The following is a 21228-nucleotide window of genomic DNA, read 5'->3' on the forward strand; positions in this document are numbered from 1 at the left end:
ACTCAGCCGGGAAAGCGGCGGGCGACCTGCGCCCGGGTCGGCATCGAGACCGCACCGCCGGGTGACTCGCAGACCAGCCCGGCGACCTTGAGCGCGTAGCCGACCCGATCGGACCAGCCGGCCGGGTCCGCCGGGAGTCCCTCGGCGAGCAGGTCGGCGATCAGGGCCGCCATCACCGAGTCGCCCGCCCCGGTCGCGTCCACGGCGTCGACGACCGGCGCCGGCAGGCGTACCGCGGCGGTGTCGGCGGCGGTCGAGACCAGCGCCCCGCGCGAGCCGAGGGTGACCACGACGGTGCCGGCGCCGAGGTCGTGCAGCCGCCCGGCGGTGGCCTCGGCGGAGGTGTCGCCGTAGAGCACCTCGGCGTCGGCCGCGCTCAGCTTGACCAGGTCGGCGGAGGCGACGAACTCGGCCACCACCTCCCGGAGCCCGGCCACCGCGGCACGGTCCGGCAGGAGCCGGGGCCGCACGTTCGGGTCGAAGACCCGCAGGCCGGTGGTGAGCGCCCAGGCCCGCCGGGCAGCGGCCAGCACCGGCGGGCAGAGCAGCACGACCGAGCCGGCGTAGAGCAGCGAGGCGCCCCGGACCAGGGGTACGTCGAGATCCTCCGGCCCGAGCAGCCCGTAGGAGAGCGGTTCGCCGTAGAACCGGAAGTCGGGTTCCGCCCCGGCGAAGGTGGCCACCGCCAGCGCGGTGGGCACGGGACGGACCACCACGCCGCGCCGGCCGACCCCGGCGACGGCCAGGAGGTCGGCGATCCGCCCGGCGAGTACGTCGTCGCCGAGCGAGCCGGCGAACTCCACCTCCGCGCCGAGCCGGGCCGCCCCGACGGCCACGTTCAGCGGCGCCCCGCCGACCGCCTGCCGGTAGACCGGCTGCCCGTCGTACTCGCTGTCGAGCAGGTCGACGAGGGCCTCGCCCAGCACCACCGCGTACCCCATCCGAGCCTCCCGCACCGCCGCGCCGGCCGGGTCCCGGTGGCGGTTCCCCTGACCCTGACACATCCGCGATCCGCCCCGACCGTCGGGCCGGTCTCGGCCGGAAACATTTCATCGAGGGATTCCTATTGCCAGCGAACGGGGTTCCGTGATGCGATTGCCGGTACCGAGCCAGTGCGGGGGCTGACGCGCTGTGCCGGGTGCCGGCAAGGGGCCACGCGAAGGGCACACATCCGTGATCGGACTGTGCGCCGTGTCGCCCGTCTGCCGTCCGGCAGATTCCAGCCCACCACCTCTGGCGGGGCGGACCGGCGATATCGCAACCAGTGTCGGAAGCGGGCGCCCGTCGTCCCACGGGTCCCCCGCAGTTCGTCCGCAGCGTCGGTTACCGGCTGCGGCAGTGCCCCCCAGAAGGAGAACTCGGTGAAACGTCTTCGCAGGATCGCGGTGCTCGGCGCCGTGGCCGCGCTCAGCGCCGGTGTCATCACGGTGGTCAACCCCACCCCGGCCGCCGCGCACGGTGCCGCCATGGCACCCGGCAGCCGTACCTATCTCTGTTGGCGGGACGGTCTGAGCCAGACCGGCCAGATCATCCCGCAGAACCCGGCCTGCTCGGCCGCGGTCGCGCAGAGCGGAGCCAACTCGCTCTACAACTGGTTCAGCGTGCTGCGCTCGGACGCGGGCGGCCGGACCACCGGCTTCATCCCGGACGGGCAGCTCTGCAGCGGTGGCAACAGCAGCTTCAGCGGCTACAACCTGGCCCGTAACGACTGGCCGCTGACCCACCTGACCTCCGGTGGCAACTTCAACTTCAAGTACAGCAACTGGGCCCACCACCCAGGGACGTTCTACTTCTACGTGACCCGGGACGGCTTCAGCCCGACCCGGGCGCTGAACTGGAGTGACCTGGAGTCCTCGCCGTTCCTGACCGTGACCAACCCGCCGCAGCAGGGCGCGGTCGGCAGCAACGACGGCCACTACTACTTCAGCGGGCGGCTGCCCAGCGGTAAGAGCGGCCGGCACATCATCTACTCCCGCTGGGTCCGCTCGGACAGCCAGGAGAACTTCTTCGGCTGCTCCGACGTGGTCTTCGACGGCGGCAACGGCGAGGTCACCGGCCTCGGCCCGGGCACCAGCAACCCGACCAACCCGCCCACCTACCCGCCCACCAACCCGCCGACCAGCAACCCGACCAACCCGCCGACCAACAACCCGGGCAGCGGCGCCTGCACCGCGACCTTCCGCTCGACCGGTAGCTGGAGCGGCGGCTTCCAGGCCGAGGTGACCGTCCGGAACAGCGGCACCGCGGCGATCGGCGGCTGGACCGCGTCGTGGACCTGGGCGAACGGCGAGAGCATCGGCAGCCTGTGGAACGGCACGCACAGCCAGAGCGGCAGTACGGTGACCGTCCGCAACGCCGCGCACAACGGCAGCCTCGCTCCGGGTGCCAGTGCCAGCTTCGGCTTCGTGGGCAGCGGCACCAACAGCTCCGCCCCGACGCTGAGCTGCACCAGCTCGTAACCACCACCGCACATCACGAACGGGCCCGGCGCCGACGGCGCCGGGCCCGTTCGCCGCGTCGGGGGACTCCCCCGCAGGTCACCGCACCATCGACCCGACCACCGGCTTGGTGAGCAGCGCCGACTGGTTGCGCTGGATGCCCGGGTCCAGGGTGCGGGCCACGAAGATGGCATGCCAGACACAGAAGATCAGCACGGTCCAGATCTTGCGGGAGTGGTCGGCCTCTCCCCGCCGGTGCTCGTCGAGCAGCCGCATCGCGTACGAGAGATCGAGCAGCTCACCGGCGCCGGAGATCGAGAAGATGTGCCGGGCCCAGTCGTACATCTCGCCGGCCAACCAGACCCGGGTCGGGGTCGGGAAGCCCAGCTTGCGCCGGTTGACGATGGCCGGCGGCACCACGCCCTGCAGGGCCTGCCGCATCGCGTACTTGGTGGCGTCGGAGCGGGGCGGCAGCTTCAGGTCCACCGGAATGCCGGCGGCGACCTCGAAGACCTCCCGGTCGAGGAACGGCACCCGCACCTCCAGCGAGTGCGCCATCGAGATCCGGTCGGCCTTGACCAGGATGTCGCCGCGCAGCCAGGTGTATAGGTCGACGTACTGCATCTTGGTCACGTCGTCCAGCTCGGTGCACTCGGCGTAGATCGGCGCGGTCACGTCGGTGTAGCGGACCGCCGGGTCGTAGCGGCGGAGCAGTTGCTGCTTCTCCTCCTCGGTGAACATCCGGGCGTTGCCGTAGTAGCGCTCCTCGATCGGGGTGGTGCCACGCTCCAGGAAGCTCTTCCCCTTGACCCCCTGCGGGATCGCCTTGGAGACCGCCCGCAGTCCCTTCTGCACCCCGCCGGGCAGCCCGTTGACCGCGCCGAGCGAGAGCGGCTCCCGGTAGATCGTGTACCCGCCGAAGAACTCGTCCGCGCCCTCGCCGGAGAGCACCACCGTGACGTGCTCGGCGGCCTTCTTGGCGACGAAGTAGAGCGGCACCAGGGCCGGGTCGGCGACCGGGTCGTCCAGATGCCAGACGATCTTGGGCAGCGCCTCCATCATCTCCCGGGGCCCGATCTTGGTCGGGATGGTGGTGACCCCGAGATGCCGGGCCGAGTCCTGGGCCACCTCGATCTCGGAGTAGCCGGGCACGTCGTAGCCGACCGTGAAGGTGAGGATGTTGGGGTTGAACTCCCGGGCCAGCGCCACCACCGCGGTCGAGTCGATGCCGCTGGAGAGGAAGCAGCCCACCGGCACGTCGGCCCGCATGTGCATCCGGACGCTCTCCCGCAACGTCTCCCGGATCCGGTCGTAGAGCTTCTGCGGCTCCTGCACCGGGGCCGGCCGGAACACCGGCCGGTACCAGCGGCGCACCTCGATCTGCCGGCCCGGGCTCCAGGTCAGGTACTCCCCCGAGCCGATCCGGTTGATCCCCTGGTGCAGGGTGCCGGGCTCGGGAACGTACTGCAACGTCAGGTAGTGCGACAGGTTGGCGGTGTCCACCCCGGCGTCACCGGCGTGCGCCGACGGCGCGAACGGCAGCAGCGCCTTCTTCTCGGAGGCGAGATAGACCCCGTCCCGGGTCTGGAGGTAGTGCAGCGGCTTGATCCCGAAGTAGTCCCGGGCGCCGAAGGCGCGGCGCTGCTGCCGGTCCCAGATCACGAACGCGAACATCCCGCGCAGCCGGGTGAGCACCTGCTCACCCCAGTAGTGGAAGCCCGCGACGATCACCTCGCCGTCACCGGCGGTGGCGAACTGGGCGCCGTAGTCCCGGGCCAACTCCTCGCGCAACTCGATGTAGTTGTAGATCTCGCCGTTGAAGGTCAGCAAGTAGCGCCCGCCCGCGTACGGCAGCGGCTCGTGGCTGGACGCCACGTCGATGATCGAGAGCCGTTTGTGCGCGAAGACGGCGTCGGTGTACCCGTCCGGGGTGGAAATCACCTCTACCCCGGTCTCGTCCGGTCCCCGGTGGTGCAGGCATTCCAACGCACCGGCCAGGGCGTCTCGGTGTGCGCCGGCGTTGCCGTGCGCGCTGAAGAAGGCCAGGAGTCCGCACATGGCGGTCATCTTTCCACGCGGACCCGTCCGTGGTGCCGGCACCGCCACCAAGACCGAACGGTCCGCGCACGGTACCGTCGGAGCACGTCATAAGCGCAGATCAGGTCAGCCGGACGAGGGACCGGGTCGCCAGTCGGCGGGGAATCGGACCGATCCCCGGCCGGACGCCGACCACGCCTCGCGAGGACCGGGCCGGACGAGGGAGGAGCGGCGATGTCAGACGAGCGCACCGACATCACGGCGGAGCCGGCACAGGTGGAGACGGCCCGGACGGAGTCACACGACCCGGACTTTCCGGAGAAGTTCCTTGAGTTCATGCGGCAGGGCTGGCGGGACTCCACCCTGCCGGTCGGTCCCCGACCCGAGGTGCCGAACCACGCCAAGCGGCGCGCGGCGCTCTCCGCCGCCCTCCCCGGCGAGACCCTGGTGATCCCGACCGGTCCGGAGAAGGTACGCGCCAACGACACCGCCTACCGGTTCCGCCCCGGCAGTGACTTCGTCTACCTGACCGGCGACCACGACCCGGACAGCGTGCTGGTGATGCGCCCGAACGGCTCCGGCCACGACGCGGTGCTCTACATGCGCCCCCGGGCATCCCGGGAGTCCGACGAGTTCTTCCGCAGCCGCAACGGCGAACTCTGGGTCGGCCGCCGGCACACCCTGGCGGAGAAGTCGACCGAGTTGGGCATCGAGACGGCATCCCTGTCCGACCTGCCGGCGGCGCTGGCCGACTGCGCTCCTGGCCGGACCCGGGTGCTGCGCGGGCTGGACCCGTCGGTGGACGGCGCGGTGCGGCCGTACGATCCGCCGCAGAGCGAGGCGGAGGACTCCGACCCCCGGCTGGGCCGGGACCGCGAACTGGCGGCGCTGCTGTCGGAGCAGAAGCTGGTCAAGGACGAGTGGGAGATCGCCCAGCTCCAGGAGGCGATCGACGCCACCGTACGCGGCTTCGAAGACGTCGCCCGGGTGCTGCCGGCCGACCGTCCGGTCAGTGAACGGCTGCTGGAAGGGGTCTTCGGGCTGCGGGCCCGGCACGACGGCTACGACGTCGGCTACAACTCGATCGTCGGCTCCGGCGAGCACGCCACGATCCTGCACTGGATCCACAACACCGGCATCACCCGCCCGGGCGAGCTGCTGCTGATGGACATGGGAGTGGAGGGGCGGCACCTCTACACCGCCGACGTGACCCGGGTACTGCCGGTCTCCGGCACCTTCTCCCCGCTGCAACGCCAGGTCTACGACATCGTGTACGCGGCCCAGCGGGCCGGCATCGACGTCATCCGGCCCGGGGTGACCTTCAAGGACGTGCACCGCACCTGCATGCGGGTGCTCGCCGAGGGGCTCGCCGAGCTGGGTCTGCTGCCGGTCAGCGTGGACGAGGCCATGGACGAGACGTCGATGGTCTACCGTCGCTGGACGCTGCACGGCTTCGGGCACATGCTCGGCCTCGACGTGCACGACTGCGCCAACGCGCGCAAGGAGAACTACCGGGACGGCACCCTCGGCGAAGGGTACGTGCTGACCGTCGAGCCGGGGCTCTACTTCCAGCCCGAGGACGACCTGGTCCCGGCCGAGCTGCGTGGGATCGGCATCCGGATCGAGGACGACGTACTGGTGACCGCGGACGGTGCGGTGAACCTCTCGGCCGGGTTGCCCAGCCGGGCCGACGAGGTGGAGGAGTGGCTCGCCGCCCAACGCGCCGCCGGCTTCCGGCTGCCGGGCTGAACCGCCCGGCTCGGGTCGCCGGCCGGGCACCCCGGCCGGCGACCGGGCCGGCACGAAGGGATGATCGTTTCACGTTCGCTGCCGACACCCCGCGACGGTACGATGGCGCTGCGTCGTCGCACCGGACAGCAGGAGAGGTGTGGTGCCCGGATACAGCCTCGGCGAGCCGCCCCGCGCACCGACCAAGAGTGTGCTCAGACTGGTGTTCGCGCTCGCCGGGGTGGTCGCCTTCGTCTGCGGCTACGTCGGGCTCGCGCAGCACCTCGAAGGCACCGGCGGCTACGGCGACAACCCGTTCGACCTGATCTACTACGACCTCCAGCTCTTCGTGCTCGGTGCACCGCCGCTGGACGAGGGCGGCCCGTTTCCGCCGCTGCTCGACTTCGCCCGGTTCGCGGCACCGGCCGTCACCGCGTACGCCGTGGTGGAGGCCTGCCGGCTGCTCTTCGCCACCGAGCTGCGCCGGCTGCGCGACCGCAACGCCCGGGGACACGTCATCGTCTGCGGCGACGGCCTGGTGGCGGACACCCTGGCCCGCCGGCTCCGGGCCGCCGGCCACCGGGTGGTGGCGGTTCGTTCCGACGACACGGCGCCGTCCGGCCCCGGCCGGGTGGCCCGGGCCGCCCGCGACCCGAACGTGCTGCGCGGCGCCGGCATCGGTCGGGCGAAGGCGGTCTACGCGTGTACCGAGGACAGCGCGACCAATGCCGCGATCGGCCTGGCGGCGGCCCGGCACGGCCGGTCCCCGCTGGCCGTCTACGCCCAGGTCGGCGACCCTGAACTCTGCCTCGCGTTGCAGGCCCGGCACCTGGGGCTGGCCCGGCACCCCGGCGCCCGGCTGGACTTCTTCAACATCGACGACCTGGCCGCCCGGAAGCTCTTCGCCGAGGACCCGCTGACCGCGGTGGACGGCCGGCCGCCCCGGGTGGTGGTGCTCGGCGCCACCGCGTTCGGCCGGGCGGTCCTGGTCGAGCTGGCCCGCAGGTGGCGGGTACGTGACCCGCACGGCGCCCGGCTGGTACCGCTGGTCCTGGTCGACGAGGCGGCGACCCAGGCGGCGGCCCAGCTGACCCACCGCTATCCGTTCCTGTCCCGGGTCTGCCGGATCATCCCGCTCGACGGCGGGCTCGGCGAACTGCTCGGCCAGCTCCCCCGGGCCGGCTTCCCGCTCCCGCCGGATCGGGTCTTCATCTGCTACGACGACGAGGAGCGGGCACTGAAGACGGCGCTCACCGCCGAGCAGCTCTGGCACGGCGGGCCCGGCTCGATGGTGGTCCGACTGGACCGGCTGGCCAACCTGCGGGAGGCGTTCGGCTCCGGGCACGGCCTCGGCGTCCTCGACGATCTCTCCGGCGCGCTCCGGCTCTACGGCGTGGTGCACGCCGCCTGCGACCCCGCGCTGATCGGGGACGACCTGGTGGAACGGCTGGCCCGGGTGATCCACGAGAGTTACGTGGTGGCCCGCCGCCGGCACGGCGAACGACTGGACAGCAATCCGGCGCTGGTGCCCTGGGAGGAGCTGCCGGAGTCGCTGCGCCGGGCCAACCGGGCCCAGGCCAAGGACATCGGCCGGAAGCTGCGCGAGTTGGGCTGCGCCCTGTCACCCCGGGTCGGGCCGGGCGACGAGCACGCCCTGGAGGAACCGGAGATCGAGCGACTGGCCATCCTGGAGCACCAGCGCTGGCTGACGGAGCAGGTGGCGAGCGGGTGGCGGTACGCGCCACACCGTGACGACGAGCGGCGGCTGCATCCGGCGTTGAGCCCCTGGGAGGATCTACGGGAAGATCTCCGGGAGCGTAACCACGAGGCGGTCCGGGAACTCCCGGTCATCCTGGCCGACGCGGGCTTTCGGATCGTCCGCGTCGGGCACGCGTAACCACGAACGGACGGTGCTGGATGGCCCGCATCGGTGTCACCGGGCACGTAGTACTCGCCGACGGCACGGCGGAGCTGGTCTACGCCCGGCTCACCGAGGAACTGCGCCGGTACGCCGGGCCGGAGCTGCACGGGATCACCTGTCTCGCCGACGGCGCCGACCAGCTCTTCGCCCGGGCGGTACTGGCCAGCGGCGGGAGCTTCGAGGCGGTGATCCCGGCCCGGGACTACCGACGGCGGGCGGTACGGGCACACAACCTGCCCGCCTTCGACGAGCTGCTGTGCCGGGCCAGCTCGGTGTCGTACATGCCGTACGCGCGCTCGGGACGGGAGGCGTACCTGGCGGCGAGCCTGGAGATGCTGCGCCGCTGCGAGCGGCTCTTCGCGGTCTGGGACGGCAACCCGTCGGCGGACGTCGGGGACACCGCGGACGTGGTCCGGGCGGCGCAGTCCCGGGACCTGCCGGTGACCGTGCTCTGGCCGGCCGGCGCCCGCCGCCGCTGACCTGTTGGGAAGGGCCCCCTCTACAACAGGAAATGATAGGCGGGGGCCTTCCTTGCTTCTCGTCAGCGGCGGCTGATGGCGTCGTTACCGGTGAGCAGGGCTCGGGCCAGCGGGGTGAGCGTGTGGTGGGCGGCCTTGCCGTGCCGGGTGGTCCGCAGCAGTCCGGCGTCGCGGAGCACGCTGGCGTGCTGCGACGCGGACGGGGTACTGATGCCGGCCCGCCGGGCCAGGTCGGTGGTGTTCGCGCCGACCAGGGCGGCCCGGAGCACCGCCGCCCGGGATCGTCCGAGTAGCGCGGTCAGCGGATCACCGGTGGTCGCCGCGGCGCCGAGTGCGTACGCCGGGACCGGCCGGTGCCCCGGGGCACGACCGCCGGGGGTCCGGGGCCGGCGTACCGGATAGGCCAGCACCACCGAGTCCGGTTGGCCACCGACCCAGAGCTTCCGGGCGAAGACCGACGGGACCAGCAGCAGGCCGGCACCGTTCGGGCGGAGGTCCAGGTCGACGGCGGAGGTCACCGAGAGTATCGGGTTGCGCCAGGCCGCCCACGGGTCGAGCATCGCCAGCAGCGCCTCCACCCCGCCGGTGGCCAGGGCACGGCTGCGCTCGTTGACGTCGAGCCGGACCACCGACTCCCAGTGGGCCAGGTCGGCGGCGATCCGACGGTCGTAGTAGCCGCGCACCGCGGCGGCCAGGCTCCGGGCCCGGCCCACCGAGGTGGTGAGCAGCCAGGCGAGCGCGCCCTCCAGGGTCCGGTCCGGCGAGAGCGGGGCGAGCAGGTTGACCGAACCGGCGCGACCGGTCGGGGCGGGCTCCGACCTGCCCCGGCCCCCCGGGCCTGCCCCGGTCGACTCGACCAGCTCGCGCAGCCAGTCGGCGAGGTCCAGTACGGCCACCCGATCCGCCACGCCGTCGGCCCCGGCCCCGGTTCCGGCCCCGGTTCCGGCCCCGGCCCCGGTTCCGGTTCCGGTTCCGGTTCCGGCGAGGCTGACCACCACCTCGTACAGCGGAAGGGGCGCGGGTGCGATCCGGGTCCGGGCGATGTCCTCGGGGCCCAACCAGATCCGGATCATCACCACCTCCACGCCTGAGGCCGGCCGCACCGCACGGCGGTTGTCTGCTCACCAGACGCGCTCGCCCCGGCGCCGAGTTGTCGGCTCTCCGGACGGTTTGGACCCAGTCAAAAGCATTGCCGGGACAGGCTGATCGGCTCGTAACTGGGAGGCAGGAGCCGGCCGTAGACGGCGCGGTCCGGCCGGACGGACGACCGTCGCGCCCGGCGAGGTCACGCCGCCCGGTGGCTCGCGGTGCGGCGCCGATGCGAAGGAGTCTCCATGTCGGTGTCCAGACGGATCATCTGGAGCGCGGCGGTGCTGGCCGCCGTACTCGCCGCGACGGGGTGCAGTGGCGACGGTGCGGACCCGAGCACCCCGGACGCCGACGCCGTGGTGCGGATCGGGATCGCCGAGCCGCAGCACATGATCCCGTCGAACACCACCGAGAGCGCCGGGGCGCAGGTGCTGGCCGCCCTCTACACCCCGCTGGTCGATTTCGACGAGCACAAAAAGCCGTTCGAGGTGGCGGCCGAGTCGATCGAGTCGACCGACAACAGACTGTGGACGGTGAAGCTCAAGCGCGGATACACCTTCCACAACGGCGAGGCGGTCACCGCCGACAGCTACATCAACGCCTGGAACCACGCGGCGTACGGGCCGAACGGCAACGGCGGGGCGTACTTCTTCGGTCAGATCGAGGGGTACGACGACCTCCAGTCGACCGATCCGGACGGCGAGGGCCCGCAGAAGGCACCGGAGCCGAAGGCGAAGAAGCTGACCGGTCTGAAGAAGGTCGACGACCTCACCGTCACCATCACCCTCACCGCGCCGTTCGCCGAGTTCGAGTCGGTGCTCGGCTACCACGTCTTCGCGCCGCTGCCGAACGCCGCGTGGGCCTCGGACGGGGTGTTGAAGGAGGGCTTCGAGGAGGCGCCGATCGGCAACGGCCCGTTCAAGATGAAGGGGAGCTGGCAGCACGACAGCCGGATCGAGGTCGAGCGGTACGACGCACACCCCGGGCCGAAGCCGAAGATCGGCGGCGTGGTCTTCCAGATCTACCAGGCGTTGGCCGCCGACTACGCCGACCTGCTCGCCGGGAACAACGACGTGACCCGCCAGGTGCCGACCGAGGCGCTGGGCAGCGCGCCGGGTGACCTGGGCGACCGGTTCAGGAAGAGCCCGCTGTCGTCGTTCCAGTTCCTCGCCTTCCCCACCTTCCAGCCGGAGTTCGCCAAGGCGGAGGTACGCAAGGCGATCTCGATGGCGATCGACCGGGACGAGATCGTGAAGGCGGTCTTCAAGGACTCGCAGACCTCCGCCCGGTCCTTCGTCTCCCCGCTGGTCGCCGGTGCCCGACCGGACACCTGCGGCGAGGCGTGCCAGTTCGATCCGGTGAAGGCCAGGGCCGCGTACCAGGCGGCCGGGGGGCCGGCGAGGTTGCAGATCTCCTTCAACGGCGACGGCGGCCACCAGACGTGGGTGGAGGCCACCTGCAACCAGCTCTCCAGCAACCTCGGCGTGGACTGCACCAGTACGGCGGAGGCCCGCTTCGCCGACCTGCTGAACAAGGTGGAGGCGAAGACCCCGGTCGGGATGTTCCGGATGGGCTGGTCGATGGACTACCCGTCGATGCAGAGCTACCTCGGGCCGCTCTACACCACCGACGGGTCGTCGAACTACTACGGCTTCAGCAACGCCGAGTTCGACCGGCTGGTCGCCGAGGGCGAGCGGGCGCCGAACCAGGAGGAGGCGATCAAGAAGTACCAGGAGGCGGAGCAGATCCTGGCTCGGGAGATGCCGGTGATCCCGCTCCGGTTCGGGCAGAACAACTTCGGGCACTCCACCCGGGTCGGCAACGTCGAGATGGACGCGTTCGGCCAGGTCGACCTGCTGAAGATCGAGGTGACCGGCTGACCTGCCGACGGCACGGACGTGGCGGGTCGGCTCGAATGCGGCGAGCCGACCCGCCGCCCAGGAGTGCGCCCGCGGGCCACCCGTTGCCGGCCGACCGGGACGTCGCCTGCACTCGACGCGGGGGGCCGGGACGAAACCCGGTTGCCGGTGATCCCGTGGGGTTCCAGGCTGGGCGGATGCTGACTCCGCCCGACGACCTTCCCGAGGACGTGCTCCGATCCGTGCTGGTTCGGGAGTGGGGGCTGGGGATCGGCTCGCTGGAGTACCGCCCGGTGGGGCGGGGCAGCCACCACTGGGAGGTCAGCCTCCCCGAGGGCGGCCGGCGGTTCGTCTCCGTCGACGACCTCGGCACCAGGCGGCTCAGCCTGGACGATCCGCTCGACGCGGCGTACGCCCGGCTGCGGGCCGCGCTCGGCACCGCCGGGCGACTGCGGGAGCAGGGCTGCGGGTTCGTGGTGGCGCCGATCCCGACCCGCGACGGTGAGCCGGTGGTCCGGACGGGGGACCGGTTCGCCGTCGCGATCTACCCGTACGTCGCCGGGGAGAGCTTCCGGTGGGGCGAGTGGGCCTCCCCCGCGCACCGTCGGGGCGTACTCGATCGGGTGATCGCGGTGCACGCGGCGCCGGTGGCGGCCCGCGACCGTGCCCCGGTCGACGACTTCACCGTCCCGCACCGGGACGAGTTGGAGCTCGGCCTGGCTGGCACCGGAAAGGTCCCCGACACCGGCCCGTACGCCCGCCTCGCCGCCCGGCTGCTCGTCGAGTACGCGGCACCGGTACGCCGGCTGCTCGCCCGGCACGGCGAACTCGTGCGGGCGGCCCGGGCCCGGCCGGCCCGGATGGTGCTCACCCACGGTGAGCCGCATCCCGGCAACACCATGCGGATCCGCGAGGGCGGCTGGCTGCTGATCGACTGGGACACCGTCCGGATCGCCCCGCCCGAGCGCGACCTCTGGCTGATGGAGCCCGGTGACGGGTCGGTGCTCGCCGCCTATGCCGAGGCGACCGGCGTGACGCCGCTGCCGGAGATGCTGGAGCTGTATCGCAGCTGGTGGCACCTTGCCGACGTGGCCGAGGAGACGAGCCGGTTCCGGGCCCCGCACACCGGGACCGAGGACGACGACGAGTCGTTCGCGATCCTCCGCTCCGTGCTGGAGCACATCGGCACCCTGCCGGCCACCCGGGTCTGAACCGCGAAGACGGCCCGACCGAAGCCTGCCGCCGCGCTACTGCGCCACTGCTCCCCCACGCCACGCTGGTCCCGGGCCGACCGTGGCGCCGAATATCCGGCGGCACCCGGCGGCTGTTGTTCCTAGGCTGGGCCGGTGCGGACACGACGGCGGACGAGGCTCGGGGCTCGGCGGCGCAAGAAGCTCGGCAAGCGGCTCGCCGACGCGGTGCTCGGGGAGGACGTGCCCCTGGTGGTCGCGCTGCTGGGCGCCGGTGCCGACCCGGACGCGGCGACCCCGGCCGGCAGCACTCCGCTGTACCGGGCGTCCGTGCAGGGCCTGACCCCCATCGTCCGGCTGCTGCTGGCCGCCGGGGCGGCGCCGGACACCGAGAGCGGGCAGGGCGACGAGGGCCTCCCGTTGACCGGTGCGGCGGCCTGGGGTCACACCGAGGTGGTGCGTGTCCTGCTGGCGTACGGCGCCGATCCGGGCCGTCGGGAGGATTCCGGTACCGGTGCCACCGCCCTGGACTGGGCGGTACGCGGTGGTCACCGGGAGACCGCCGAAGTCCTCCGGGCGGCTACCGGAGCTGGCAGGCCCGACCGTTCACCGTGCAGCTGATCGGCCGCTCGTCGTCACCCCAGCGTTCGAACTGGAACCGCAGCGGATCGGAGCGCCCGGCGGCCAGCGGTGCCCCGCTCCGGAAGATCCATCGCCCGTCGGCACGGTCCACCGACGGCCGGGGTGCACCCTCGACCCAGAACCACCGCAGGTCGTTCACCTGGTTGTCGAACCGCAGCTCCACGGTCCAGGACTGCGCCGAGCCGGACTCGTTGCGGACCAGCACCTCGGCGATGAACGAGCCGCGGTGCTCGGCGAGTACCCGATAGCGGCCGGTCAGCGGCTCGGGCGACTTCGGTGCGGCGCCGGTCGGCCGGGGAGGCGGTGGGGTGGTACGCGTCGGCACCGCCCGGGACGTCCCCGGCTTGCCGCCGCCGTTCGGCCGCGCCGGGGTCGGCGTCGGGGTGCGGGAACCGGCCGACGGACCGCCCGCCGGGTCGGTAGCGGAGGCCTCCGGTGCCGGGGTCGAGCCCGGCGCGAACGGCCAGGCCGGCTCGGGTGCGCCGGCGGTGCGCCGGTCGCCGGTGAGGTATCCGGTGGCGAAGACGAAGAGCACGGTCATGACCAGGACGCCGGCCAGCACGACGATCCACGGCGCCGCCGCGAGGAACCGCGGCCGGGTCGGTTCGGGCACGTTCAGCAAGTCGGGACCCGCACCGCGATCTCGTCGCCGAGCCGTCGGCCGGCGGAGAGTTCGAGATCGTCGCCGCTCCAGAACCGTCCGGGGTCGTACCAGCTCGGTCGGCGGCCGGCCGGGAGCAGCCCCATCGCCTGGTAGGTCGCCGCGACCACCTCGGCGCAGTACGCCGTCTCCAGCGTGCTGTCACTCGGTCGGCGACGCACGGCGGGCGCCCGACCGCGCAACCACCGCCAGGCGAGCTGGGCGGTGGACGGGAAAGGCGTTCCGTCCAGGCGGGCGATGGTACGCAGCACCCCGTTCTCCATCTCGTCGTCGGCCGCCGGTTCGAGTTGCCGCAGCCAGCCGCGCTGACCGTACCGGATTCCCCAGACCCGGACGGCGTCGCGCAGGTCGTGCAACTGCACGCCCCGGTGGTGGTTGCCCGACCACATGTCAGGCAGCGACCGGCCGAGTTCGGCGTGCCACATTAACGGCGGCAGGTCCTCGATGACCACGGACATTCCGACATGGTTCACCGGACTGTTCGTGGTGAACTGGATCGCCCGATCCGGCACGCTCCGCCCCCGGAAGACCCAGACGTCGCCGGTACGGGTCAGCTCGACCGCCTCGTCGAGGCTGAGTTCGCTGCGCTCCTCGGCCATCGCTCCCACCTCGGTCCGCCCGTCCGCCCCGGGCAATGCCGACTACCCTAGGCGGATGCGTTGGTGGAAGGTAATCGGCGTGGCGAGTGTCGTCGGGGTGGCCGCCACCGGGGTGGTGCTGGCTCGGGCCGAGCGGCGCCGCCGGGCGTACACGCCGGAACAGATCCGCGACCGGCTGCGGGAGCGGCACGTGGCGGCGCTCGATGGTGCAACTTCCACCGGCAGTGGCCCGACCGCCGACCCGAACAAATCCCAAACCGCACAGTAGGTACGCCCACCGCCAGGCTGGTTGCGGGGAGCAAAGCGAATCAACATTATCGATAGATGGCGGGACCGCGCCCCGGGGCGGAACAGGCGGGCGGGCACCCGCCCGCGTCGGACCCACCCGAAATCGTCGGCTTCGGCGCGCTGAACGTCGACTACATCGCAAGCGCGTCGCGGCTCTCCCAACGGATGGCGGAACGGATCACCGAATCCGTCGCCCGGTTCGAGTGGAACCGCGAGGGGCCGGTCGACGAGGAGGTCATCAACGAGGCGATCGCGCACCTCGGGGTCGCGTCCCTCGGGTATTCGCTGGGTGGATCGGCCTGGCTCACCATCTTCGCCCTGGCCCAGATGGGGGTCAGCCTCCGGCTCGGCTACGTGGGCGTGGTAGGCCGGGTGGAGGCCCCCGGACTCTCGTTCATCAGGCAGATGGACGAGTTGAAGATCGACCGCCGCTGGGTCAGCCAACGGCCGGACCGGCTCAGCGGGCTCTGCCTGTCCTATATCGACGACACCGACCGGGTCATGCTCACCCATCCCGGCGCCAACTTCGAGATGTGCGAATTCATCCGGGAAAATCTCGACGCCTTGGCCGGCTATTTGGCCAGCGCCCGATACGTGCACGTCACGTCATTTCTGGACGAGAAGACCCCGGCGCGGGTCCTCGAGGTGCTGACCCAGGCCAAACGAATGAATCCGAAACTCTGCCTGAGCTTCGATCCCGGATTCGACTGGGCCGAACATCCCAGCTCGGCGGTCGAGGGAGTGCTGCGCCTCACCAACCTCCTCTTCGTGAATTACCGGGAATTCAAGGCACTGGGCCGCTACGTCCACGGCGAGCCGGACGACCTGATCGCCGGGAAGGCGCTGGCCCGCTGTGGCCCGGGCTGCACCGCCTTCGTCACCAAGCGCTATGACGTGATCGAGGTGTTCCGTGCGGTGCCCGCCGGCGTGCTCGCCTCCCGGTTCCAGTTGCAGCGGCCGGTGCGGGAGACCGAGCTCGAGGACGCCACCGGGGCCGGCGACGTCTTCGCGGCGGGTGTGCTCTCCGCCCTGGCGTCCCGCCGGTTACAGATCGAGCTCGGTGCGTTCGTCGGGCTGAGTCTCGCCCGACACAAGGAACGCCACCGGGGAACGATCAGCGACCACCTCGGGCTGCCCGACCTCAGCAAGGGCTTCCTGCAGAAGACCGAGCGGCTCGGCGGGGGCGGACCGGGGCCGCCGGGCGTCTTCATCGCGCACGACGAACATCCGCAGTGGAGAGTGGTACGACGTTTCATCGAACAGAACTGTGGCCTGCCCACGTACGAGTTGAGCTCCTCCGACCTCGACGAACACAACCTGGCCGACCTCATGCGGCAGACCCTGGCCCGGTGCAGCTTCGCGGTATGTCTGCTCAGTGCCAAGGAGGGCGGTTCCGGCGGCCGGAGCCGGGCGGACCAGAACATCGTTCACCAGGCCGGCATCTTCCAGGGTCGCTACGGGTTCGGGCGAGTCGCGATACTGGCCGAAGAGGGCTGCGATACGTTTTCGAACATCGCGGGCCTGATCCGGATGGACTTCCCTCCCGGCCGGATCACCAGCACGTTCCTGGAACTGGAACGCATGTTGCGGCGCGAGGGCCTGATGCGGCGATGGGATGGCAGACGTGACAGATTCTCCAATTCGGATTGACGATCGTGCCAGCCTGGACGGTTTTGCCCTTGATGTGGTCGGGGTGGGTGCCCTGAATCTCGACTACCTCGTCACCGCTTCGGCCTCCGGCTCGTCCCGGCCGCTGACGGAACGGCTCTCCCGGCTGGTCGAACGGAACGGCCCACCGATGGAACCGGGTACCGAGCGAGCGGTCGACGCCGAGACGATCCACGCCGCGATCGAGGCCGCCGGCTTCGCCCGGCCGGAGACCCTGCTCGGGGGTACCTCGTTCAGTCTCGGCGGATCGGCCTTCAACGCGATCTTCGCGATCGCGCAGACCCAGGTCGGTCTCCGACTCGGCTACGTCGGGGTGGCCGGCAGGGTACCGGTGATCGGGCTCTCCACGATGGCGCAGTTCGAGGCGCTCGGCATCGACCACCGGTTCGTCTTCCAGGACAGCGAGCACCTCTGCGGGATCTGCCTGTCGCTGGCCGAGGAGGGCGACCGGACCCTGCTCACCCACTCCGGCGCGAACGAGTACCTCGCGGACCATCTGGACCGGGAGTTCGACCGGGTGGTCGCGTACCTGGCCGGGGCCCGGGTGGTGCACCTCACCTCGTTCCTGGACGACCGGACCCCGGCCCGGCTGCTCCGGGTGCTACGCGCGGTCAAAAAGGCCGGTTCCGGCACCGCGATCTGCTTCGACCCGGGGCACGTCTGGAGCGCGGCGGCGAGCGCGGAGACCGAGGCGCTGCTGGGGCTGAGCGACTATCTGCTGGTCAACTACCGCGAGTTCCGGGAGCTCGGCCGGCACGTCGAGGGCGAGTCCGACGAGACGGTCGCCGCCCGGTTGGTCGCCCGGACCGCCGGTGGGCAGGGCGTGGTGGTGGTCAAGCTGCCCACCGGCATCTGGTCGTACCAGCGGGAGGACGGCAAGCTGGTCAGCGACTTCTACGCCCAGACGCAGGTCGCGCCGGTGGACATCAAGGACGCGACGGGTGCCGGCGACGTCTTCGCGGCGGGGCTGCTCACCGTGCTGACCAGCGACAGGTTGCAGGTCGAGCTCGGTTCGCTGCTCGGCATGCGGCTGGCCCGGCACAAGCTGCGGCACGTGGGCAGCGCCGGTCACGCGCAGTTCGCCGAGGTGACCAAGGAGTTCATCCGCTCGCTGGCCAGCGAGCGGCGCACCGCGGGGCTGCCCAACGGCGTCTTCATCGCGCACGGCGCGCATCCGGAGTGGCTCGCGGTGCAGCGCTTCATCGAGGAGCGGTTCGAGCTGCCGGTGTACTCCTTCGAGAGCGGGTCGTGGGGCGGGCGCCAGGTGACCGAGGCGCTCGCCGACTACCTCGAACGGTGCGGGTTCGCGATCTGTGTCCTGACCGCCGAGGATTTCACCGGGGACGGCCGACGGTTGGCCCGACAGAACGTGGTGCACGAGGTGGGGCTCTTCCAGGGGCGGCACGGCTTCGACCGGGTGATGGTGCTGGCCGAGGAGGGTTGCGACTTCGTGCCCCAGGCGGCGCAGCCGTACACGATCTCTTTTCCGCGCAACGGCATCAGCCGGACGTTCTACCAGCTCGACGAGATGATCCGAGCCCAGGGTTTCGGCGCGGTCGGGCCCTGACCAGGGAGTCCGGCGTCCCGCCATCCGGACGGGCTTGCGTAAATAACAAGACGGACGTACGGTTTTGTTAGGTGAAAAGAACCTTGGTAAGGGTTACCTGAGCCCGATCGGCAGGTATTGGGTAGGAAAGACTGCTGGGTACTGCGTCCGGTCGCCCGCCGGCCGGGAGGCCGACCGACCCGCCCCCGGACGCCGACCGCATGGGCCGGGACGAAGACAGCGTGAAGGAGTACGACGTGGCGAGCCTCGACACCTTCGGTGCGAAGAGCCAGCTACGCGTCGCAGACGCGAGCTACGAGATTTTCAGGATCAACACGGTACCCGGGCACGAGCGACTGCCGTACAGCCTGCGGATCCTACTGGAGAACCTGCTCCGCACCGAGGACGGCGCGAACATCACCGCCGAACACATCCGGCAGCTCGGCGACTGGGATCCCGGCGCCGATCCGAGCGTGGAGATCCAGTTCACCCCGGCCCGGGTGCTGATGCAGGACTTCACCGGCGTGCCCTGCGTGGTCGACCTGGCCACCATGCGGGAGGCGATCCGCGAGCTGGGCGGCGACCCGACCAAGGTCAACCCGCTGGCCCCGGCCGAGCTGGTGATCGACCACTCGGTGATCGCCGACCTCTTCGGCCGGCCGGACGCCTTCGCCCGCAACGTCGACCTGGAGTACGGCCGCAACCGGGAGCGCTACCAGTTCCTCCGCTGGGGCCAGACCGCGTTCAACGAGTTCAGGGTCGTCCCGCCCGGCACCGGCATCGTGCACCAGGTCAACATCGAGTACCTGGCCCGGACGATCATGGAGCGCAACGGCCAGGCGTACCCGGACACCGTGGTCGGCACCGACTCGCACACCACCATGGTCAACGGGCTCGGCGTACTCGGCTGGGGCGTCGGCGGCATCGAGGCCGAGGCCGCGATGCTCGGCCAGCCGGTCAGCATGCTCATCCCCCGGGTCGTCGGCTTCAAGCTGCACGGCGAGATGCCGGCCGGCACCACCGCCACCGACCTGGTGCTGACCATCACCGAGATGCTGCGCCAGCACGGCGTGGTCGGCAAGTTCGTCGAGTTCTACGGTCCGGGCGTCAGCGCCGTGCCGCTGGCCAACCGGGCCACCATCGGCAACATGTCCCCGGAGTACGGCTCCACGGTCGCGATCTTCCCGATCGACGAAGAGACCATCCACTACCTGCGGCTCACCGGCCGCTCCGAGCAGCAGGTCGGACTCGTCGAGGCGTACGCCAAGGAACAGGGCCTGTGGCACGACCCGGCCGCCGAACCCGACTACAGCGAGCGACTCGAACTCGACCTCGCCACCATCGAGCCGTCACTGGCCGGCCCGAAGCGCCCGCAGGACCGGGTGCCGCTGGGCAACGCCAAGACGCTGTTCCGGTCGGCGCTGGTCGACTACGTCGGCGACGGCGGTAACGGCCAGCGCGGCCCGGCCGACGAGGCGAGCGAGGAGTCCTTCCCGGCCAGCGACCCGCCGGCCAACGACGTCAACGACCCCGCCGACGCACCCCGCGACCTGGTCTCCGCCGCCACCGGGGCGAATGGTCGGGCCAGCAACCCGGTCCAGATCACCGGCGACGACGGCGTCGAATACGAGCTGGACCACGGCGCGGTGGTGATCGCCGCGATCACCTCCTGCACCAACACCTCCAACCCGCAGGTGATGATCGGCGCCGCGCTGCTGGCCCGGAACGCCGTCGACCGGGGGCTGTCCCGCAAGCCGTGGGTGAAGACCACCCTGGCCCCGGGCTCCAAGGTGGTGATGGACTACTACGAGCGGGCCGGCCTCACGCCCTACCTGGAGAAGCTCGGCTTCCACCTGGTGGGCTACGGCTGCACCACCTGCATCGGCAACTCCGGCCCGCTGCCCGACGAGGTCTCCGCGGCGGTGAACGAGCACGACCTGTCGGTCGTCTCGGTGCTGAGCGGCAACCGGAACTTCGAGGGCCGGATCAACCCGGACGTCAAGATGAACTACCTGGCGTCCCCGCCGCTGGTGGTGGCGTACGCGCTCGCTGGCACGATGGACATCGACCTGGCCAACGAGCCGATCGACACCGGCGCCGACGGAACACCGGTCTACCTGCGGGACATCTGGCCGAGCGCCGCCGAGATCGACGAGGTCATCGCGAGCGCGCTGCGCAGCGAGATGTTCACCAAGGACTACGCCGACGTCTTCGCCGGGGACGAGCAGTGGCGCTCGCTCCCCACCCCGGAGGGCGACACCTTCGCCTGGGACGAAGAGTCGACGTACGTGCGCAAGCCCCCGTACTTCGAGGGGATGGACCGGGAACCGGCGCCGGTGCAGGACATCTCCGGCGCCCGGGTGCTGGCCAAGCTCGGCGACTCGGTCACCACCGACCACATCTCGCCGGCCGGCTCGATCAAGCCCGACTCCCCCGCCGGCAGGTACCTGGCGGAGCACGGCGTGGCCCGGCACGAGTTCAACTCGTACGGGTCGCGGCGCGGCAACCACGAGGTGATGATCCGGGGCACCTTCGCCAACATCCGGCTGCGCAATCAACTGCGTCTGCCGGGCGAGGGCGGGGCTGCGCTCCCCGAAGGCGGCTTCACCGTCAACCACCTGACCGGCGAGCAGACCTCGATCTACGACGCCTCGATGGCGTACCAGGAGGCGGGCATCCCGCTGGTGATCCTGGCCGGCACCGAGTACGGCTCCGGCTCGTCCCGGGACTGGGCGGCCAAGGGCACCATGTTGCTCGGGGTACGGGCGGTACTCGCCGAGTCGTTCGAGCGGATCCACCGGTCGAACCTGATCGGGATGGGCGTGCTGCCGTTGCAGTACCCGGCCGGCACCGACGCGGAGTCGCTGGGGCTGACCGGCACCGAGACGTTCTCGATCAGCGGGGTGACCGGGCTGAACGAGGGCCAGATCCCGCGCACCGTCCGGGTGACCACCGACACCGGGGTCGAGTTCGACGCGGTGCTCCGGATCGACACCCCCGGCGAGGCCGACTACTACCGGCACGGTGGCATCCTGCAGTACGTGCTGCGCAAGATGCTGGCCGCCTGACAACAGGCGCGGCAC

At 71.2% G+C, this 21228-nt stretch carries 16 protein-coding genes; 11 read left to right on the forward strand and 5 right to left on the reverse strand.

The annotated features are described in order from the left end of the window. Window positions 1–2: 2 nt before the first annotated feature. A complete protein-coding gene (locus EV371_RS01655) occupies window positions 3–941 on the reverse strand; it encodes a PfkB family carbohydrate kinase (RefSeq protein WP_130460477.1) in 939 nt (312 codons plus the stop codon). Window positions 942–1361: 420 nt separating this feature from the next. Between EV371_RS01655 and EV371_RS01660 the strand changes: the two genes are divergently transcribed. Next, complete coding sequence (locus tag EV371_RS01660) at window positions 1362–2459, forward strand: lytic polysaccharide monooxygenase auxiliary activity family 9 protein (protein ID WP_486484435.1); 1098 nt, start codon at window positions 1362–1364, stop codon at window positions 2457–2459. A gap of 78 nt (window positions 2460–2537) precedes the next feature. Here EV371_RS01660 and asnB read toward each other — a convergent pair whose 3' ends face one another. Further along, entirely contained in the window at window positions 2538–4496 is a 1959-nt protein-coding gene (asnB, locus tag EV371_RS01665) for an asparagine synthase (glutamine-hydrolyzing) (protein ID WP_130465580.1), read from the reverse strand. A gap of 213 nt (window positions 4497–4709) precedes the next feature. Here asnB and EV371_RS01670 point away from each other — a divergent pair, with 213 nt between their 5' ends. The 3 genes from EV371_RS01670 (at window position 4710) to EV371_RS01680 (ending at window position 8603) form a co-directional block, all read left to right on the forward strand. Then, a complete protein-coding gene (locus EV371_RS01670) occupies window positions 4710–6224 on the forward strand; it encodes an aminopeptidase P family protein (RefSeq protein WP_130460478.1) in 1515 nt (504 codons plus the stop codon). 142 nt (window positions 6225–6366) lie between these two features. Continuing rightward, window positions 6367–8100, forward strand: a complete 1734-nt coding sequence (locus EV371_RS01675; RefSeq protein WP_165436576.1) for a RyR domain-containing protein — start codon at window positions 6367–6369, stop codon at window positions 8098–8100. 20 nt (window positions 8101–8120) lie between these two features. Then, window positions 8121–8603 carry a hypothetical protein gene (locus tag EV371_RS01680; protein ID WP_130460480.1) on the forward strand — a complete coding sequence of 161 codons (483 nt, stop codon included), beginning with the start codon at window positions 8121–8123 and terminating at the stop codon, window positions 8601–8603. 62 nt (window positions 8604–8665) lie between these two features. Here EV371_RS01680 and EV371_RS01685 read toward each other — a convergent pair whose 3' ends face one another. Next, window positions 8666–9676 carry a winged helix-turn-helix domain-containing protein gene (locus EV371_RS01685; RefSeq protein WP_130460481.1) on the reverse strand — a complete coding sequence of 337 codons (1011 nt, stop codon included), beginning with the start codon at window positions 9674–9676 and terminating at the stop codon, window positions 8666–8668. Window positions 9677–9937: 261 nt separating this feature from the next. On the opposite strand from EV371_RS01685, the gene EV371_RS01690 reads away from it, so the two are divergent. The 3 genes from EV371_RS01690 to EV371_RS01700 all read left to right on the forward strand — a co-directional run bounded on the left by EV371_RS01690 (window position 9938) and on the right by EV371_RS01700 (window position 13362). Next, a complete protein-coding gene (locus EV371_RS01690) occupies window positions 9938–11572 on the forward strand; it encodes an ABC transporter substrate-binding protein (RefSeq protein ID WP_130460482.1) in 1635 nt (544 codons plus the stop codon). Window positions 11573–11748: 176 nt separating this feature from the next. Then, window positions 11749–12762: a phosphotransferase gene (locus tag EV371_RS01695; RefSeq protein ID WP_165436577.1), complete on the forward strand. Its 1014-nt coding sequence runs from the start codon at window positions 11749–11751 to the stop codon at window positions 12760–12762. A 135-nt stretch (window positions 12763–12897) separates the two neighbouring features. Beyond that, on the forward strand, window positions 12898–13362 hold the full coding sequence (locus EV371_RS01700; protein WP_130460484.1) for an ankyrin repeat domain-containing protein: 465 nt from the start codon (window positions 12898–12900) through the stop codon (window positions 13360–13362). Here EV371_RS01700 and EV371_RS33230 read toward each other — a convergent pair. Then, entirely contained in the window at window positions 13322–14005 is a 684-nt protein-coding gene (locus EV371_RS33230) for a cellulose-binding protein (protein WP_165436578.1), read from the reverse strand. The genes EV371_RS01700 and EV371_RS33230 overlap by 41 nt on opposite strands. Next, entirely contained in the window at window positions 13999–14643 is a 645-nt protein-coding gene (locus EV371_RS01710; RefSeq protein WP_130460486.1) for a hypothetical protein, read from the reverse strand. Before EV371_RS01710 ends, EV371_RS33230 begins: the two co-directional genes overlap by 7 nt. 55 nt (window positions 14644–14698) lie before the next feature. Here EV371_RS01710 and EV371_RS01715 point away from each other — a divergent pair, with 55 nt between their 5' ends. The 4 genes from EV371_RS01715 to EV371_RS01730 all read left to right on the forward strand — a co-directional run bounded on the left by EV371_RS01715 (window position 14699) and on the right by EV371_RS01730 (window position 21213). After that, a complete protein-coding gene (locus tag EV371_RS01715; protein ID WP_130460487.1) occupies window positions 14699–14911 on the forward strand; it encodes a hypothetical protein in 213 nt (70 codons plus the stop codon). A 56-nt stretch (window positions 14912–14967) separates the two neighbouring features. Continuing rightward, window positions 14968–16581, forward strand: coding sequence for a PfkB family carbohydrate kinase (locus EV371_RS01720; protein ID WP_130460488.1), 1614 nt, complete (start codon window positions 14968–14970; stop codon window positions 16579–16581). A gap of 43 nt (window positions 16582–16624) precedes the next feature. Further along, a complete protein-coding gene (locus EV371_RS01725) occupies window positions 16625–18166 on the forward strand; it encodes a PfkB family carbohydrate kinase (protein WP_207230376.1) in 1542 nt (513 codons plus the stop codon). A 200-nt stretch (window positions 18167–18366) separates the two neighbouring features. Further along, window positions 18367–21213 carry an aconitate hydratase gene (locus tag EV371_RS01730; RefSeq protein ID WP_130460490.1) on the forward strand — a complete coding sequence of 949 codons (2847 nt, stop codon included), beginning with the start codon at window positions 18367–18369 and terminating at the stop codon, window positions 21211–21213. The last annotated feature ends 15 nt before the right edge of the window (window positions 21214–21228 follow it).

The sequence above is a fragment of the Plantactinospora sp. CNZ321 genome (assembly GCF_004217235.1).

Bases quoted from the DNA above. Each gene is read 5' to 3' on its own strand.
- EV371_RS01710 (WP_130460486.1), bottom strand. From the start codon at position 14,643: ATGGCCGAGGAGCGCAGCGAACTCAGCCTCGACGAGGCGGTCGAGCTG.
- EV371_RS01680 (WP_130460480.1), top strand. From the start codon at position 8,121: ATGGCCCGCATCGGTGTCACCGGGCACGTAGTACTCGCCGACGGCACG.
- asnB (WP_130465580.1), bottom strand. From the start codon at position 4,496: ATGTGCGGACTCCTGGCCTTCTTCAGCGCGCACGGCAACGCCGGCGCA.
- EV371_RS01695 (WP_165436577.1), top strand. From the start codon at position 11,749: ATGCTGACTCCGCCCGACGACCTTCCCGAGGACGTGCTCCGATCCGTG.
- EV371_RS01690 (WP_130460482.1), top strand. From the start codon at position 9,938: ATGTCGGTGTCCAGACGGATCATCTGGAGCGCGGCGGTGCTGGCCGCC.
- EV371_RS01655 (WP_130460477.1), bottom strand. From the start codon at position 941: ATGGGGTACGCGGTGGTGCTGGGCGAGGCCCTCGTCGACCTGCTCGAC.
- EV371_RS01670 (WP_130460478.1), top strand. From the start codon at position 4,710: ATGTCAGACGAGCGCACCGACATCACGGCGGAGCCGGCACAGGTGGAG.
- EV371_RS01730 (WP_130460490.1), top strand. From the start codon at position 18,367: ATGGGCCGGGACGAAGACAGCGTGAAGGAGTACGACGTGGCGAGCCTC.
- EV371_RS01715 (WP_130460487.1), top strand. From the start codon at position 14,699: ATGCGTTGGTGGAAGGTAATCGGCGTGGCGAGTGTCGTCGGGGTGGCC.
- EV371_RS01685 (WP_130460481.1), bottom strand. From the start codon at position 9,676: ATGATCCGGATCTGGTTGGGCCCCGAGGACATCGCCCGGACCCGGATC.
- EV371_RS01720 (WP_130460488.1), top strand. From the start codon at position 14,968: ATGGCGGGACCGCGCCCCGGGGCGGAACAGGCGGGCGGGCACCCGCCC.